The following is a 13,650-nucleotide window of genomic DNA, read 5'->3' as shown; positions in this document are numbered from 1 at the left end:
GACAGGCAGGAATAGCCTTGGTTTCATGTGGGCGACGCTGAAGTCACTGCTCCCAAGCCGAGCAGACTATTCCGCCCTACCTAGAACTTGGAAGTCTGACCTTCTCGCTGGCCTCACCGTCGGTATCGTGGCATTGCCACTGGCTCTTGCCTTTGGTGTCAGCTCAGGGGTGGGTGCCGAGGCTGGTCTCATCACAGCTGTGGTTGCCGGGTTTATTGCAGCCGTCTTTGGTGGATCTAATGTGCAGGTCTCCGGTCCAACCGGTGCCATGGTTGTCGTGCTGGCCCCGATTGTTGCCACCCATGGTGCGGGCTCTGTCATCATTGTGGGCCTGATGGCCGGTGTCATTGTGCTGCTGTTGGGATTGTTCCGGCTGGGACGCTCAGTGTCCTTTATTCCGTGGCCAGTTATTGAAGGCTTCACTCTCGGTATCGCCGTCATCATCTTCGTGCAGCAGATTCCTGCAGCGGTGGGTTCTCCCGAGTTCGTGGAGTCCACCAATGCGGTGGTCTCTGGAATCAGTGCCATCGTGGCCGCGAATGTGGACTTGGCACTGTGGTCATTAGGTGCTGTGCTGATTATTGCTCTGATCATGGTGATCACCCCCAAGTTCATCCCCGTCGTTCCCGGCTCCATCATTGGCATCATCGTGATTACGGTAGCCGCTGAGCTGACCGGGTCACCACTGGTTCGAATCGGGGAGCTTCCTAGCTCCCTCGGCCTTCCCGCGCTACCTGACTTTGCTGGAGTCAACCTGGGGGAGTTAGTTGTTCCAGCCTTCGCTGTTGCTGCACTTGCCGCCATTGAGTCTCTGCTCTCAGCACGCGTGGCAGCCAGCATGGCGAACACGGGAGTGTTCAACCCAGACCGTGAACTCGTGGGACAAGGACTGGCTTCTGTCGGGTCGGCACTCTTTGGTGGCATGCCTGCCACCGGTGCCATTGCCCGCACCGCCGTGAACGTGCGCTCGGGTGGTAAAACCCGAATGGCCTCGATTGTTCACGCAGTGGTGTTACTGGGTGTGGTTTATCTGGCCACCGGCCCTGTCTCACGCATTCCTCTTGCTGCGCTCGCCGGAGTGCTCATGGTGACGGCCGTGCGCATGGTGCCGAGCAAGGCAGCGTGGAAGATTCTGCGCAGCACCAAACATGACGCCACGATATTTATTGCCACCGCGGTGATTACCGTTGCTCTCGATCTGATCGAGGCAGTCGTGGTGGGCATTGTGGTGACGGTGCTCTTCTCTATCCGTGCACTGATCATGCGCGGCAAAGTTCACCAGGTTGAATTACCAGGGCCTTCGGCTTCGGGCGATGAGCGTATTGCGTTATTCCGCATTGATGGTGCGCTCTACTTTGGTGTGGCCGACAAGATTCACGAGGAAGTCACCACCCATCCAGATGTGACCGTGGTGATTATTCAGCTCTCGGGCGTGCAGTTCTTAGATGCCACCGGAGCGCAGATTCTGGCGGAGATCGTGATGCAACTGGAGCGTGACGGCAAAACCGCCATTATCAAGGGGATTCCCGAGCAACACCGGGAGCTCATTACCCGTGTGGGCGTATTGGGAGAGCTGCGCCACCCCAACCACTTGTTTGATAATTTAGGGCTCGCGGTAGCCCACGCACGCTCGCATATAACACGCGAAGATGCTGCAACGGCGGAAGGTCTGCCGAGACCCTTCTTTAGCTGAGGTAACTGTGGCGTGTTTGCTGGGCAAACTCCTCGACACGCCCGGGTTGCACTCCGGTTGTATTGTGTGGCAGACTCTTCAAGTTCGACATTTTCTGCCTTTGTGCAGAAATCACTACCCTGGCAGTGCATAACGACGGAATCATTCCGATCACGTTAGGCCGCAGGTAGAGGACATCGCCAAAGCTCTCCGTTGAGCCTGGGGTAACCCAGACTGTGTCGCGTTCGCGCGGGACGAGAGCCTAAGCACATTGACATGTAAACAGTGGTGCGACACCTAAAAGTAGAGTGCCAGCGTTTTAACGCGAAGCGTCCAATGCAGCTCCGAGGCTGTAAGACGCTCTGAATGAAAGAGAGAGTCACATGGCGGGACAAAAGATCCGCATTCGACTTAAGTCATATGACCACGAGGTCATTGACTCCTCGGCGCGCAAGATTGTTGACACTGTAACCCGTGCGGGTGCAACTGTTGTCGGCCCTGTGCCCCTTCCTACCGAGAAGAACGTGGTTTGTGTAATCCGTTCTCCTCACAAGTACAAGGACAGCCGCGAGCACTTTGAGATGCGCACCCACAAGCGTTTGATCGACATCGTCGACCCCACGCCCAAGGCTGTTGACTCGCTCATGCGTCTTGACCTTCCTGCTGATGTCAACATCGAGATCAAGCTGTAGAGGTCACCATGGCAAATCCAACTAAGACTGTTAAGGGTCTGCTCGGCAAGAAGCTGGGCATGACTCAGGTATGGGACGAGAACAACAAGCTTGTTCCCGTTACCGTTATCGAAATCACCCCCAACGTGGTTACTCAGCTGCGCACCGTTGAGAAGGATGGCTACGAAGCTATCCAGATCGCTGGCGGCGCTATTGACCCTCGCAAGGTAAACAAGCCTGCGACCGGTCACTTTGACAAGGCAGGCGTCACGCCTCGCCGTCACGTCACTGAGGTTCGCACCCCCGACGCTTCTTCTTACAGCGTTGGCCAGGAGCTCACCGTTGACTCCACCTTCGAAGCCGGCCAGAAGGTCGACGTCATGGGTACGAGCAAGGGTAAGGGCTTCGCCGGTGTTATGAAGCGTCACAACTTCAAGGGTGTTTCCGCATCTCACGGTGCACACCGTAACCACCGTAAGCCCGGTTCTATCGGTGCTTCTTCGACCCCCAGCCGTGTCTTCAAGGGCATGCGCATGGCCGGTCGTATGGGTGGAGAGCGCGTCACCGTGCTCAACCTCAAGGTTCACGCAGTAGACGCAGAGAAGGGCCTCTTGCTCGTCAAGGGCGCTGTTCCCGGTGCACGTGGCCGCCTCGTATTCGTTCGCAACGCAGTGAAGGGGGCGTAGTCCATGGCTACCGTTACCACTCTCGACGTCGTTGACCTCAAGGGCAAGAAGGCTGGCTCTGTAGAGCTTCCTGCTGAACTCTTTGACGTCACCGTCAACGTCCCACTGATCCACCAGGTTGTTGTAGCTCAGCTTGCTGCTGCCCGTCAGGGTACGCACAAGGTCAAGAGCCGCGGCGAGGTTTCTGGTGCAGGTCGCAAGCCTTTCAAGCAGAAGGGAACCGGTCGCGCTCGTCAGGGTTCGATCCGTGCTCCTCACATGACTGGTGGTGGAATCGTCCACGGACCAACCCCACGCAGCTATGCACAGCGCACCCCCAAGAAGATGATTGCTGCAGCTCTGCTCGGTGCTCTCTCTGACCGCGCACGTGGTGGACGTCTCCACGCCGTGACCGCATTCGGTGAGAACGCACCTTCGACCAAGGTTGCATCTGACTTCTTGAACACCATCGCTAAGAGCAAGAACGTACTGATCGTTCTTGACCGTAACGATGAGCTTTCGCTCAAGAGCGTTCGCAACCTGCCTAACGTTCACGTTCTGAACTCAGACCAGCTGAACGCATACGACGTGCTCGTCTCTGACGACATCGTGTTCACTCAGGAAGCAATCACTTCCTTCGTGAACAGCAAGAAGAAGGATGAGGTCAACTAATGACTCTCGACGTGTGGAACAAGGACCCTCGCGATGTCATCATCGCTCCGGTCGTTTCGGAAAAGAGCTACGGACTCATCGATCAGGGTAAGTACACCTTCCTCGTTGACCCTCGCTCAAACAAGACCGAAATCAAGCTCGCTATCGAGAAGATCTTCTCGGTTGAGGTTGCTTCGATCAACACCCTGAACCGTCAGGGCAAGACCCGCCGTACCAAGTTTGGCCAGGGCAAGCGCAAGGACACCAAGCGCGCCATTGTCACTCTGAAGTCTGGCTCCATCGACATCTTTACGGCCGTTGGCTAAGCGGAACGGATAAAGAGGACTAATCATGGCTATTCGTAAGTACAAGCCCACAACCCCGGGCCGTCGTGGCTCGAGCGTTGCGGACTTCGCTGAAATCACTCGTTCGACTCCTGAAAAGTCGTTGCTGCGCCCCCTGTCTAAGACCGGTGGCCGTAACAACCAGGGTCGTATCACTACCCGTCACATCGGTGGCGGCCACAAGCGCCAGTACCGCGTTATCGACTTCCGTCGTAACGACAAGGACGGCGTATTGGCCAAGGTCGCTCACATTGAGTACGACCCCAACCGCACCGCACGTATTGCACTGCTTCACTTCCTTGATGGAACCAAGCGCTACATCTTGGCTCCCAACAAGCTGAACCAGGGTGACTTCGTGGAGTCGGGCGCAAGCGCCGACATCAAGCCAGGTAACAACCTGCCTTTGAAGAACATCCCCACCGGTACCGTCATCCACGCGATCGAGCTCAAGCCCGGTGGCGGAGCAAAGATGGCACGTTCCGCTGGTGCATCTGTTCGTCTCGTTGCTAAGGACGGCCCCTATGCGCAGCTTCGTCTGCCATCGGGTGAAATCCGCAACGTTGATGCTCGCTGCCGCGCCACCATCGGTGAAGTTGGTAACGCCGAGCAGTCGAACATCAACTGGGGTAAGGCTGGCCGCATGCGTTGGAAGGGCGTCCGCCCAACCGTTCGTGGTGTTGCTATGAACCCAGTCGACCACCCACACGGTGGTGGTGAGGGTAAGACCTCCGGTGGTCGTCACCCTGTCAGCCCCTGGGGTCAGAAGGAAGGCCGCACACGCCGTCCTAACCAGGAAAGCGACAAGCTCATCGTTCGCCGTCGTACCGTCGGCAAGAAGCGCTAGTAGGAGTTACAGAAGATGCCACGCAGTCTTAAGAAGGGCCCCTTCGTTGACGAACACCTGCTCCGCAAGGTTGTTCGCCAGAACGAGGCCAACACAAAGAACGTAATCAAGACCTGGTCGCGTCGATCGATGATCATCCCCGCGATGCTCGGTCACACGATTGCAGTTCACGACGGTCGCAAGCACATTCCTGTGTTCGTTACCGAAACCATGGTCGGTCACAAGCTCGGTGAATTTGCACCGACTCGTACCTTCCGCGGTCACGTGAAGGACGACAAGAAGGGCCGTCGCCGCTAACCGCGGTGACGATAGGAGGAATAGAAATGGTGGAGTCAGTCGCACGTGTGCGTCACATCCGCGTTACCCCTATGAAGGCTCGACGCGTTGTTAACCTGATCCGTGGAAAGCAGGCTCACGAAGCTCTCGCGATTCTGAAGTTCGCACCTCAGACCGCATCCGAGCCCGTATACAAGCTTGTTGCTTCGGCAATCGCTAACGCTCGTGTCAAGGCAGATGCTGCAAACGCATTCCTTGACGAGCAGGACCTGTTCGTCTCGGAGGCTTTTGTCGACGAGGGTGCAACCCTGAAGCGTTTCCGTCCCCGTGCACAGGGTCGCGCATTCAAGATCTTGAAGCGCACCAGCCACATCACTGTCGTACTTGCTACCCCCGATGAACTCGTGGTTGCTGGCAAGGCTGCGAAGAAGGAGGCCAAGTAATGGGCCAGAAAGTAAACCCCTACGGCTTCCGCCTGGGAATCACCACTGACCACGTGTCACGTTGGTTCTCCGACAGCACGAAGAAGGGTCAGCGTTACTCTGACTTCGTGACTGAGGATGTCAAGATCCGTCGCATGCTGAGCGAGACCCTCGACCGTGCAGGTGTTGCACGTATCGAGATCGAGCGCACCCGTGACCGCGTCCGCGTCGACATTCACACTGCCCGTCCCGGCATTGTGATCGGTCGCCGTGGCGCCGAGGCTGAGCGCATCCGCGCTGACCTCGAGAAGCTCACTGGCAAGCAGATCCAGCTCAACATCCTCGAGGTGAAGAACCCCGAGGCTGAGGCTCAGCTGGTAGCTCAGGGTATTGCTGAGCAGCTTGCAGGTCGTGTGGCTTTCCGTCGCGCAATGCGTAAGGGCCTTCAGGGCGCTCAGCGCGCTGGCGCCAAGGGTATTCGTATCCAGGTGTCCGGTCGTTTGGGTGGCGCTGAAATGAGCCGCTCCGAGTTCTACCGTGAAGGTCGTGTGCCTCTGCACACCCTGCGCGCGAACATCGACTATGGCTTCTACGAAGCCAAGACCACCTTCGGCCGTATTGGTGTGAAGGTATGGATTTACAAGGGCGACATCACTAACAAGGAACTTGCTCGCGAGCAGGCAAACCAGAAGAGTGTCCGTCCCGAGCGTAGCGACCGTCCCCGTCGCGCCCCACAGGGCGAGAAGGCTCCGGTTGCAGCAGGAGTTGAGGCATAACCATGTTGATTCCACGTCGAGTAAAGCACCGTAAGCAGCACCACCCAGGTCGTTCCGGCCAGGCAACTGGTGGTACCAAGGTGTCGTTCGGTGAGTTCGGTATCCAGGCTCTGACCCCCGCATATGTGACTAACCGTCAGATCGAGTCCGCTCGTATCGCGATGACCCGTCACATCAAGCGTGGTGGAAAGGTTTGGATCAACATCTACCCTGACCGTCCTCTGACCAAGAAGCCAGCTGAAACCCGCATGGGTTCCGGTAAGGGTTCACCAGAGTGGTGGGTAGCTAACGTCAAGCCAGGCCGCGTGCTCTTCGAGCTCAGCGGTGTCAACGAGACCATTGCTCGTGAAGCAATGACTCGTGCAATCCACAAGCTGCCCCTCAAGGCACGCATCATCAAGCGCGAGGAGGGTGACGCATAATGGCTATCGGATCCAAGGAACTCGGTTCCAACGACCTAGACACCTTTGACAACGAGCGTCTCGTAGAAGAGCTCCGTAAGGCGAAGGAAGAGCTGTTCAACCTGCGCTTCCAGTCGGCTACCGGCCAGCTCGAGAGCCACGGACGACTCCGTGCTGTCAAGCGCGATATCGCACGCATCTACACGGTTCTCCGTGAGCGCGAGCTCGGTATTCGTGCAACGCCTGCTGCAGCAGCTGCTCCAGCAAAGGCTGAGAAGAAGACCAAGGCCGTCAAGGCCGAGACCGCGGAGGAGACCGAATAATGGCTACCGCAAAGGCTAAGAAGGCCGAAGAGACTGAGGCAATCGTTCGCGGTTACCGCAAGGTTCGTCGTGGTTACGTAACCAGCGACAAGATGGACAAGACCATCGTTGTCGAGGTTGAGGACCGCGTTAAGCACCCTCTCTACGGCAAGGTTATTCGCCGCAGCTCGAAGGTTAAGGCTCACGATGAGCTGAACACCGCCGGCATCGGTGACCTAGTTGTTATCAGCGAGACCCGTCCGCTCAGCGCTTCCAAGCGCTGGCGCCTGGTCGAAATCGTCGAGAAGGCTAAGTAGGCCTCGCCTACTTCGTAAAAGGAGTTAGAAGTGCTTCAGCAAGAATCACGCGTCAAGGTTGCCGACAACACCGGCGCCAAGCAGCTGCTTACGATTCGCGTTCTCGGTGGTTCCGGTCGTCGTTACGCCGGTCTCGGTGACGTCATCGTTGCAACCGTCAAGGACGCAATCCCCGGCGGAAACGTTAAGAAGGGTGACGTCGTCAAGGCAGTCATCGTTCGTACCGTGAAGTCGACCCGTCGTCCCGACGGTTCATACATCAAGTTCGACGAGAACGCAGCAGTCATCCTCAAAGCGGATGGCGAGCCCCGCGGTACTCGTATCTTCGGACCAGTCGGTCGCGAGCTTCGCGACAAGAAGTTCATGAAGATCGTTTCATTGGCACCGGAGGTTATCTAGTCATGGCGAACATCAAGAAGGGTGACCTGGTTCAGGTCATCACTGGTCGCACCCAGGCTCGCGGCGGAGACCGTGGCAAGCAGGGCAAGGTAATTGAGGTTCTCACCGAGCGCAACCGCGTCATCGTTGAGGGTGTCAACTACATCACCAAGCACACTCGCGTCGGTCAGACCGAACGTGGTGCAAAGACCGGTGGCATCGAGACCGTAGAGGCTCCGATCCACATTTCCAACGTGGCCATTGTTGACCCCTCAACCAAGAAGCCAACTCGCGTTGGTTACCGCGTTGAGACTGTCACCAAGAACGGCGCAACCAAGTCGGTTCGCGTTCGTTACGCCAAGAAGTCAGGTAAGGACCTGTAATGACTAACACCACAGTTGCTGGCAAAATCCAGCCACGTCTCAAGGGAAAGTACAAGGAAGAACTTCAGAAGGCTCTTGCCACTGAACTCGGCCTGAAGAACGTTCACGAGATCCCAACCCTCACCAAGATCGTGGTGAACATGGGTGTTGGTGAAGCAGCCAAGGATGGCAAGCTCATCGACTTCGCTGTCGCTGACCTCACCGCTATCACTGGCCAGAAGCCTTCTGTAACGAAGGCTCGCAAGTCGATTGCACAGTTCAAGCTGCGTGAAGGACAGCCCATTGGCGCACACGTCACACTTCGTGGCGACCGCATGTGGGAGTTCCTGGACCGCCTCTTGGCACTGGCCCTTCCTCGTATCCGCGACTTCCGTGGTCTTTCTGACCGCCAGTTCGACGGAAACGGTAACTACACCTTTGGTCTCACCGAGCAGACAATGTTCCACGAGATCAACCAGGACAAGATCGACCGTCCTCGCGGTATGGACATCACTGTTGTGACGACTGCCAAGAACGACGACCAGGGTCGCGCACTGCTAAAGGCATTGGGCTTCCCCTTCAAGTCGGTAGAAACCTCTACCAACTAAGCACCACAGGTCGCCGCCCGCGTAACGGACGGCGAAACCTGGTGAAAAAAGGATAAACACATGACAATGACAGATCCGGTCGCAGACATGCTGACCAGACTGCGCAACGCGAACTCGGCACACCACGACACCGTGTCCATGCCGAACAGCAAGCTCAAGACGGGTATTGCTGAAATCCTCAAGTCTGAGGGTTACATCGCGAGCTGGGAAGTTGCAGACGCACGCGTCGGCAAGACCCTGACGCTGAACCTTAAGTACAGCGCAGACCGTCACGCTTCCATCGTCGGCATCAAGCGCGTATCGAAGCCTGGTCTTCGCGTATACGCAAAGTCGACTGAAATCCCCAAGGTCCTCGGTGGCCTCGGTATCGCCATTCTGTCCACCTCTAGCGGTCTTCTTACTGACCGTCAGGCTGAGAAGAAGGGCGTAGGTGGGGAAGTCCTCGCCTACGTGTGGTAACCGAGAATGTCACGTATTGGTCGTCTTCCTATTGACATCCCTGGTGGTGTAACCGTGACCATTGAAGGTCAGGACGTTACCACTAAGGGTCCTAAGGGCGAACTGAAGCTCACCATTGCTTCTCCTATCACTGCTGTGATCGAAGAGAACCAGGTAGTTGTGAGCCGCCCCGATGACGAGCGCAACTCGCGCTCGCTGCACGGTCTGACCCGTACCCTCATCGCTAACCAGATTGTTGGCGTAACCCAGGGCTACGAAAAGGGTCTCGAAGTTGTCGGTACTGGTTACCGTGTTGCTTCGAAGGGCGCAGGCGTTGAGTTCGCACTCGGCTACTCGCACTCCATCACCGTGGAGCCTCCTGCAGGCATCACCTTCACCGTTGAGGGCAACAACAAGCTCATGGTGAGCGGCATCGACAAGCAAGCCGTCGGTGAAGTTGCTGCAAACATTCGTAAGTTGCGTAAGCCTGAGCCTTACAAGGGCAAGGGTGTGCGTTACGCCGGCGAGATCGTTCGCCGCAAGGCCGGAAAGAGTGGTAAGTAGCCATGGCTCTCGGAACTCGAGGAAAGTCTAAGTCGGCCGCACGCGACCGCCGTCACGCACGTCTTCGCAAGAAGATCGAAGGAACTGCTGTACGCCCACGTTTGGTCGTTACCCGTTCCGCTCGTCACGTATTCGTTCAGCTCGTGGACGACTCACAGGGTGTCACCGTTGCTTCGGCATCGACCCTTGAGTCAGACATGCGCACGTTCGCTGGCGACAAGACCGCTAAGGCACGCAAGGTTGGCGAACTCGTCGCTGAGCGCGCAAAGAAGGTCGGAATTGAAGCTGTGGTCTTCGACCGCGGTGGAAACAAGTACGCCGGTCGCGTTGCTGCGATCGCCGATGGAGCCCGAGAGGGTGGATTGAGCCTGTGAGCGAGAACACTGTTAACGAAACTGAAGTTGTTGCAGACGCAGCAGCTGTCGAGGTTGTAGCCGTGGACACCACTAACGAGCCTCGTGAGGCACGCCGTGGTGGCCGTGAGCGCAACCCCAACAAGGATCGCAACCGCGACCGCGACGCTGAGAAGAGCCAGTTCCTCGAGCGCGTCGTCACCATCAACCGTGTATCCAAGGTCGTCAAGGGTGGTCGTCGCTTTAGCTTCACCGCACTCGTCGTCGTCGGTGACGGTAACGGTATGGTCGGCGTCGGTTACGGCAAGGCTAAGGAAGTACCTCTCGCGATTTCGAAGGGTGTTGAAGAAGCTAAGAAGGCTTTCTTCCGCGTTCCTCGCTCGGGTAGCACCATTCCTCACCCCGTACAGGGCGAGGCAGCTGCCGGTGTCGTACTTCTTCGTCCCGCTGCTGCTGGTACCGGTGTTATCGCCGGTGGTCCAGTGCGTGCCGTACTTGAGTGCGCAGGCATCCACGACGTTCTGAGCAAGTCGCTCGGTTCGTCGAACACCATCAACATTGTTCACGCCACCGTAGAAGCACTGAAGCAGCTCGAAGAGCCTCGCGCAGTTGCCGCACGTCGTGGCCTGGACCTTGACCAGGTTGCTCCTGCACGTTTGATTCGCGCAGAAGCTGAAGCTGCAAAGGCAGGTGCCTAATGGCCGCTCGTCTGAAGGTTACCCAGATCAAGTCCGTAATTAGCGAAAAGCAGAACCAGCGCGACACACTTCGCAGCCTGGGTCTGAAGCGCATTGGCGACATCGTCGTCAAAGAGGACAGCCCCGTAAACCGCGGATACGTTCGCACCGTGGCTCACCTCGTCAAGGTCGAGGAGATTGACTAATGGCTGAAGAGAAGAAGGACGCCGCAAAGGCTCCTGCGAAGGCTGCTGCCCCCAAGGCTGCCGCTGCTAAGGCACCTGCTGCCAAGGCTGCTGCTCCTAAGGCCGCTGCCGCTAAGGCTCCTGCAGCGAAGGCTGCAGCACCTAAGGCCGCTGCTAAGCCAGCTGCTGAGAAGGCTGCTGCTCCCAAGGCTGCTGCAAAGCCCGCTGCTGAGAAGACCGAAGCCCCCAAGGCAAAGGCTGCAAAGTCTGTTGCTAAGAAGGTTGAAGTTGAATCTCGCGAACAGGTCCTCAAGGTCCACCACCTTCGTCCCGCCGCTGGCGCGAAGAAGGCAAAGACCCGCGTAGGCCGTGGTGAAGGTTCTAAGGGTAAGACTGCGGGTCGTGGTACCAAGGGTACAAAGGCTCGTTACCAGGTCAAGATCGGCTTCGAGGGTGGGCAGATGCCTCTGCACATGCGTACCCCCAAGCTTCGCGGCTTCAAGAACCCCTTCCGCGTTGAGTACCAGGTTGTAAACCTGGACGCTCTCGCTGAGCTGTACCCCAACGGTGGAGATGTCACTATTGCTGACCTCGTTGCCAAGGGTGCTGTTCGCAAGAACGAGAAGGTCAAGGTTCTCGGTAACGGCGACATCGCTGTTAAGCTGAACATTGCAGTTGACAAGGTCTCGAGCTCAGCAGAGCAGAAGATCGTCGCCGCAGGTGGTTCAATCAAGTAACCACTCGCTGGTTGCGCAAACGTAGCGTTGCTGGCTCCCCTTCGGGGGAGCCAGTGCGCGTTACACCTAGATTTACAGGAGTCATTTGTGATTAGTGCAGTAGTACGTATTTTCCGTACTCCAGATTTGCGCCGCAAGATTGGCTTCGCGCTGGGCATCATCGCCCTCTTCCGCTTGGGATCGTTCATCCCCAGCCCCTACGTTGACTTCGGTAACGTACAGGTCTGTCTGAACGCCAACCAGAACACTTCTGGTCTGTATGAGCTCGTCAACCTGTTCTCCGGTGGCGCACTGCTCCAATTGAGCATCTTTGCTCTGGGCATCATGCCCTACATCACCGCTTCGATCATCGTGCAGTTGCTGCGCGTGGTCATCCCTCACTTTGAGACCCTGCACAAGGAAGGTCAGGCTGGCCAGTCCAAGCTGACCCAGTACACCCGCTACCTCACCATTGCGCTCGGTGTTCTGCAGTCCACCACCCTGATTACTGTTGCTCGCTCCGGTGCACTCTTCGGAACGAACTCCACCCCTGAATGTTCACAGCTACTCACCAACGACGCCTGGTACGCCATCTTGCTCATGGTCATCACCATGACTGCTGGTACTGGTCTGATCATGTGGATGGCTGAGCTCATCACCGAGAAGGGAATCGGTAACGGAATGTCGTTGCTGATCTTCACCTCGATTGCAGCTGGCTTCCCTCGCTCACTTGGAAACGTTTTCGCTGCACGCGGCCTGAACACTCTGCTGATCGTTTTGGCTATGGGTCTTCTGGTCATCGTCGCCGTGGTCTTTGTGGAGCAGTCGCAGCGTCGTATTCCGGTTCAGTATGCCAAGCGCGTGGTGGGTCGTCGTACCTACGGTGGTAACAACACCTACATCCCCATCAAGGTCAACATGGCCGGTGTGGTCCCCGTGATCTTCGCTTCGTCACTGTTGTACTTGCCTGCTCTGATTGCTCAGTTCAACCAGCCTGCAGCTGGTCAGCAGCCTGCTGAGTGGGTTACCTGGGTTTCGACCTACCTGGTCAAGAGCGACCAGCCTTCCTACATGGCATTGTTCTTCCTGCTGATTGTGGGCTTCACCTACTTCTACGTCGCAATTACCTTCAACCCTGAAGAAGTTGCCGACAACATGAAGACCTACGGTGGATTCATCCCCGGTATTCGTGCCGGTCGCCCCACCGCGGAGTACCTGGACTACGTCCTCACCCGCATTACTCTTCCCGGTTCTTTGTACCTCGGAATCATCGCAATCTTGCCGTTGATCGTTCTGGCTCTCGCTGGCGCCAACACAGACTTCCCGTTTGGCGGAACCTCCATTTTGATTGTTGTGGGTGTGGGGTTGGAGACTGTTAAGCAGATTGATTCTCAGCTGCAGCAGCGGCACTACGAAGGGCTCTTACGCTAATGACGGGAACTCGCCTGCTACTCATCGGTCCTCCCGGCGCAGGCAAGGGTACACAGGCAGCCATTCTGGCTGACACGTACTCCATTCCCGCCATCTCCACCGGTGACATCTTCCGTGCAAACGTGAAGAACGAAACTCCTCTGGGGCTCGAAGTGAAAGCCATCATGGCTCGCGGTGAGTATGTTCCTGACTCCCTCACGAACGCCATTGTGGAAGACCGTCTGCATGAAGCAGACGCTGTCTCAGGCTTCCTGCTCGATGGCTACCCTCGTACCATTGACCAGGTGAACGAACTTGACCGCATGCTGTCGGCAGACGGTAAGGCACTCGATGCTGTTGTCTTGATCACTGCTGACACTGATGAAGTTGTCGGTCGTTTGCTCAAGCGTGCCGAGATCGAAGGCCGAGCTGACGACACCGAAGAGGTCATCCGTCACCGCATGTCTGTCTATGAAGAGCAGACCGCTCCTCTGATCAACACCTACTCTGCTCGTGACCTCGTTGTCACCGTGGATGGTCTGGGTGCTGTTGAAGAAGTTACTTCTCGCATCGTTGCTGCTTTGGCAGACAAGGGTGTTCAGGCCTAAGCCTGTATCT

At 57.0% G+C, this 13,650-nt stretch carries 23 protein-coding genes; all 23 read left to right on the top strand.

Features of this window, described 5'->3' with window-relative positions; translation table 11 throughout:
- Nucleotides 1–25: 25 nt before the first annotated feature.
- A complete protein-coding gene (locus tag M2118_RS03265; RefSeq protein WP_280794527.1) occupies nt 26–1,693 on the top strand; it encodes a SulP family inorganic anion transporter in 1,668 nt (555 codons plus the stop codon).
- A gap of 362 nt (nt 1,694–2,055) precedes the next feature.
- A complete protein-coding gene (gene rpsJ, locus M2118_RS03260; protein ID WP_030147986.1) occupies nt 2,056–2,364 on the top strand; it encodes a 30S ribosomal protein S10 in 309 nt (102 codons plus the stop codon).
- Between the two features lie 8 nt (nt 2,365–2,372).
- Complete coding sequence (gene rplC / locus M2118_RS03255) at nt 2,373–3,029, top strand: 50S ribosomal protein L3 (RefSeq protein WP_280794526.1); 657 nt, start codon at nt 2,373–2,375, stop codon at nt 3,027–3,029.
- A 3-nt stretch (nt 3,030–3,032) separates the two neighbouring features.
- Nucleotides 3,033–3,680: a 50S ribosomal protein L4 gene (rplD, locus tag M2118_RS03250; protein WP_280794525.1), complete on the top strand. Its 648-nt coding sequence runs from the start codon at nt 3,033–3,035 to the stop codon at nt 3,678–3,680.
- The gene (gene rplW / locus M2118_RS03245; protein ID WP_280794524.1) at nt 3,680–3,985 is read left to right on the top strand and encodes a 50S ribosomal protein L23; all 306 of its coding nucleotides are present in this window, start codon (nt 3,680–3,682) and stop codon (nt 3,983–3,985) included. The genes rplD and rplW overlap by 1 nt, the downstream gene beginning before the upstream one ends.
- A gap of 25 nt (nt 3,986–4,010) precedes the next feature.
- Nucleotides 4,011–4,847: a 50S ribosomal protein L2 gene (gene rplB, locus M2118_RS03240; protein ID WP_280794523.1), complete on the top strand. Its 837-nt coding sequence runs from the start codon at nt 4,011–4,013 to the stop codon at nt 4,845–4,847.
- Between the two features lie 15 nt (nt 4,848–4,862).
- Nucleotides 4,863–5,144: a 30S ribosomal protein S19 gene (gene rpsS / locus M2118_RS03235; RefSeq protein ID WP_096382546.1), complete on the top strand. Its 282-nt coding sequence runs from the start codon at nt 4,863–4,865 to the stop codon at nt 5,142–5,144.
- A gap of 26 nt (nt 5,145–5,170) precedes the next feature.
- Complete coding sequence (gene rplV, locus M2118_RS03230; protein ID WP_110232726.1) at nt 5,171–5,566, top strand: 50S ribosomal protein L22; 396 nt, start codon at nt 5,171–5,173, stop codon at nt 5,564–5,566.
- Nucleotides 5,566–6,321 carry a 30S ribosomal protein S3 gene (rpsC, locus tag M2118_RS03225; RefSeq protein WP_280794522.1) on the top strand — a complete coding sequence of 252 codons (756 nt, stop codon included), beginning with the start codon at nt 5,566–5,568 and terminating at the stop codon, nt 6,319–6,321. Before rplV ends, rpsC begins: the two co-directional genes overlap by 1 nt.
- Nucleotides 6,322–6,323: 2 nt before the next feature.
- Nucleotides 6,324–6,743: a 50S ribosomal protein L16 gene (gene rplP / locus M2118_RS03220; RefSeq protein ID WP_096382539.1), complete on the top strand. Its 420-nt coding sequence runs from the start codon at nt 6,324–6,326 to the stop codon at nt 6,741–6,743.
- Nucleotides 6,743–7,045: a 50S ribosomal protein L29 gene (gene rpmC, locus M2118_RS03215; RefSeq protein ID WP_110232728.1), complete on the top strand. Its 303-nt coding sequence runs from the start codon at nt 6,743–6,745 to the stop codon at nt 7,043–7,045. The genes rplP and rpmC overlap by 1 nt, the downstream gene beginning before the upstream one ends.
- Nucleotides 7,045–7,341, top strand: coding sequence for a 30S ribosomal protein S17 (gene rpsQ, locus M2118_RS03210; RefSeq protein WP_096382535.1), 297 nt, complete (start codon nt 7,045–7,047; stop codon nt 7,339–7,341). Before rpmC ends, rpsQ begins: the two co-directional genes overlap by 1 nt.
- Before the next feature lie 30 nt (nt 7,342–7,371).
- Nucleotides 7,372–7,740 carry a 50S ribosomal protein L14 gene (gene rplN, locus M2118_RS03205; RefSeq protein ID WP_280794521.1) on the top strand — a complete coding sequence of 123 codons (369 nt, stop codon included), beginning with the start codon at nt 7,372–7,374 and terminating at the stop codon, nt 7,738–7,740.
- 2 nt (nt 7,741–7,742) lie between these two features.
- Nucleotides 7,743–8,102: a 50S ribosomal protein L24 gene (gene rplX / locus M2118_RS03200; protein ID WP_280794520.1), complete on the top strand. Its 360-nt coding sequence runs from the start codon at nt 7,743–7,745 to the stop codon at nt 8,100–8,102.
- A complete protein-coding gene (gene rplE / locus M2118_RS03195) occupies nt 8,102–8,689 on the top strand; it encodes a 50S ribosomal protein L5 (protein WP_280794519.1) in 588 nt (195 codons plus the stop codon). The genes rplX and rplE overlap by 1 nt, the downstream gene beginning before the upstream one ends.
- Nucleotides 8,690–8,749: 60 nt before the next feature.
- Nucleotides 8,750–9,148 carry a 30S ribosomal protein S8 gene (rpsH, locus tag M2118_RS03190; protein WP_110232732.1) on the top strand — a complete coding sequence of 133 codons (399 nt, stop codon included), beginning with the start codon at nt 8,750–8,752 and terminating at the stop codon, nt 9,146–9,148.
- Nucleotides 9,149–9,154: 6 nt separating this feature from the next.
- Nucleotides 9,155–9,691, top strand: a complete 537-nt coding sequence (gene rplF, locus M2118_RS03185; RefSeq protein WP_280794518.1) for a 50S ribosomal protein L6 — start codon at nt 9,155–9,157, stop codon at nt 9,689–9,691.
- A gap of 2 nt (nt 9,692–9,693) precedes the next feature.
- Nucleotides 9,694–10,065, top strand: a complete 372-nt coding sequence (gene rplR / locus M2118_RS03180) for a 50S ribosomal protein L18 (protein ID WP_110232734.1) — start codon at nt 9,694–9,696, stop codon at nt 10,063–10,065.
- A 62-nt stretch (nt 10,066–10,127) separates the two neighbouring features.
- Nucleotides 10,128–10,742 carry a 30S ribosomal protein S5 gene (gene rpsE / locus M2118_RS03175; RefSeq protein WP_280794751.1) on the top strand — a complete coding sequence of 205 codons (615 nt, stop codon included), beginning with the start codon at nt 10,128–10,130 and terminating at the stop codon, nt 10,740–10,742.
- Nucleotides 10,742–10,927 (top strand): 50S ribosomal protein L30, encoded by a 186-nt coding sequence (rpmD, locus tag M2118_RS03170; protein WP_038295602.1) that lies wholly within the window; start codon nt 10,742–10,744, stop codon nt 10,925–10,927. The genes rpsE and rpmD overlap by 1 nt, the downstream gene beginning before the upstream one ends.
- Entirely contained in the window at nt 10,927–11,643 is a 717-nt protein-coding gene (gene rplO / locus M2118_RS03165) for a 50S ribosomal protein L15 (RefSeq protein ID WP_280794517.1), read from the top strand. The genes rpmD and rplO overlap by 1 nt, the downstream gene beginning before the upstream one ends.
- Nucleotides 11,644–11,730: 87 nt before the next feature.
- Complete coding sequence (gene secY, locus M2118_RS03160; protein WP_280794516.1) at nt 11,731–13,053, top strand: preprotein translocase subunit SecY; 1,323 nt, start codon at nt 11,731–11,733, stop codon at nt 13,051–13,053.
- The gene (locus M2118_RS03155; RefSeq protein WP_280794515.1) at nt 13,053–13,640 is read left to right on the top strand and encodes an adenylate kinase; all 588 of its coding nucleotides are present in this window, start codon (nt 13,053–13,055) and stop codon (nt 13,638–13,640) included. Before secY ends, M2118_RS03155 begins: the two co-directional genes overlap by 1 nt.
- The last annotated feature ends 10 nt before the right edge of the window (nt 13,641–13,650 follow it).

Source organism: Aurantimicrobium minutum (assembly GCF_029892845.1).
GTDB lineage: Bacteria > Actinomycetota > Actinomycetes > Actinomycetales > Microbacteriaceae > Aurantimicrobium > Aurantimicrobium minutum_B.
Note: the sequence above shows the minus strand (reverse complement) of the source record. Positions and strands in the feature narration are given on the sequence as shown.

Coding starts and splice junctions, on each gene's coding strand:
- M2118_RS03265 (WP_280794527.1), top strand. CDS start 26: ATGTGGGCGACGCTGAAGTCACTGCTCCCAAGCCGAGCAGACTATTCC.
- rpsJ (WP_030147986.1), top strand. CDS start 2,056: ATGGCGGGACAAAAGATCCGCATTCGACTTAAGTCATATGACCACGAG.
- rplC (WP_280794526.1), top strand. CDS start 2,373: ATGGCAAATCCAACTAAGACTGTTAAGGGTCTGCTCGGCAAGAAGCTG.
- rplD (WP_280794525.1), top strand. CDS start 3,033: ATGGCTACCGTTACCACTCTCGACGTCGTTGACCTCAAGGGCAAGAAG.
- rplW (WP_280794524.1), top strand. CDS start 3,680: ATGACTCTCGACGTGTGGAACAAGGACCCTCGCGATGTCATCATCGCT.
- rplB (WP_280794523.1), top strand. CDS start 4,011: ATGGCTATTCGTAAGTACAAGCCCACAACCCCGGGCCGTCGTGGCTCG.
- rpsS (WP_096382546.1), top strand. CDS start 4,863: ATGCCACGCAGTCTTAAGAAGGGCCCCTTCGTTGACGAACACCTGCTC.
- rplV (WP_110232726.1), top strand. CDS start 5,171: ATGGTGGAGTCAGTCGCACGTGTGCGTCACATCCGCGTTACCCCTATG.
- rpsC (WP_280794522.1), top strand. CDS start 5,566: ATGGGCCAGAAAGTAAACCCCTACGGCTTCCGCCTGGGAATCACCACT.
- rplP (WP_096382539.1), top strand. CDS start 6,324: ATGTTGATTCCACGTCGAGTAAAGCACCGTAAGCAGCACCACCCAGGT.
- rpmC (WP_110232728.1), top strand. CDS start 6,743: ATGGCTATCGGATCCAAGGAACTCGGTTCCAACGACCTAGACACCTTT.
- rpsQ (WP_096382535.1), top strand. CDS start 7,045: ATGGCTACCGCAAAGGCTAAGAAGGCCGAAGAGACTGAGGCAATCGTT.
- rplX (WP_280794520.1), top strand. CDS start 7,743: ATGGCGAACATCAAGAAGGGTGACCTGGTTCAGGTCATCACTGGTCGC.
- rplE (WP_280794519.1), top strand. CDS start 8,102: ATGACTAACACCACAGTTGCTGGCAAAATCCAGCCACGTCTCAAGGGA.
- rpsH (WP_110232732.1), top strand. CDS start 8,750: ATGACAATGACAGATCCGGTCGCAGACATGCTGACCAGACTGCGCAAC.
- rplF (WP_280794518.1), top strand. CDS start 9,155: ATGTCACGTATTGGTCGTCTTCCTATTGACATCCCTGGTGGTGTAACC.
- rplR (WP_110232734.1), top strand. CDS start 9,694: ATGGCTCTCGGAACTCGAGGAAAGTCTAAGTCGGCCGCACGCGACCGC.
- rpmD (WP_038295602.1), top strand. CDS start 10,742: ATGGCCGCTCGTCTGAAGGTTACCCAGATCAAGTCCGTAATTAGCGAA.
- rplO (WP_280794517.1), top strand. CDS start 10,927: ATGGCTGAAGAGAAGAAGGACGCCGCAAAGGCTCCTGCGAAGGCTGCT.
- M2118_RS03155 (WP_280794515.1), top strand. CDS start 13,053: ATGACGGGAACTCGCCTGCTACTCATCGGTCCTCCCGGCGCAGGCAAG.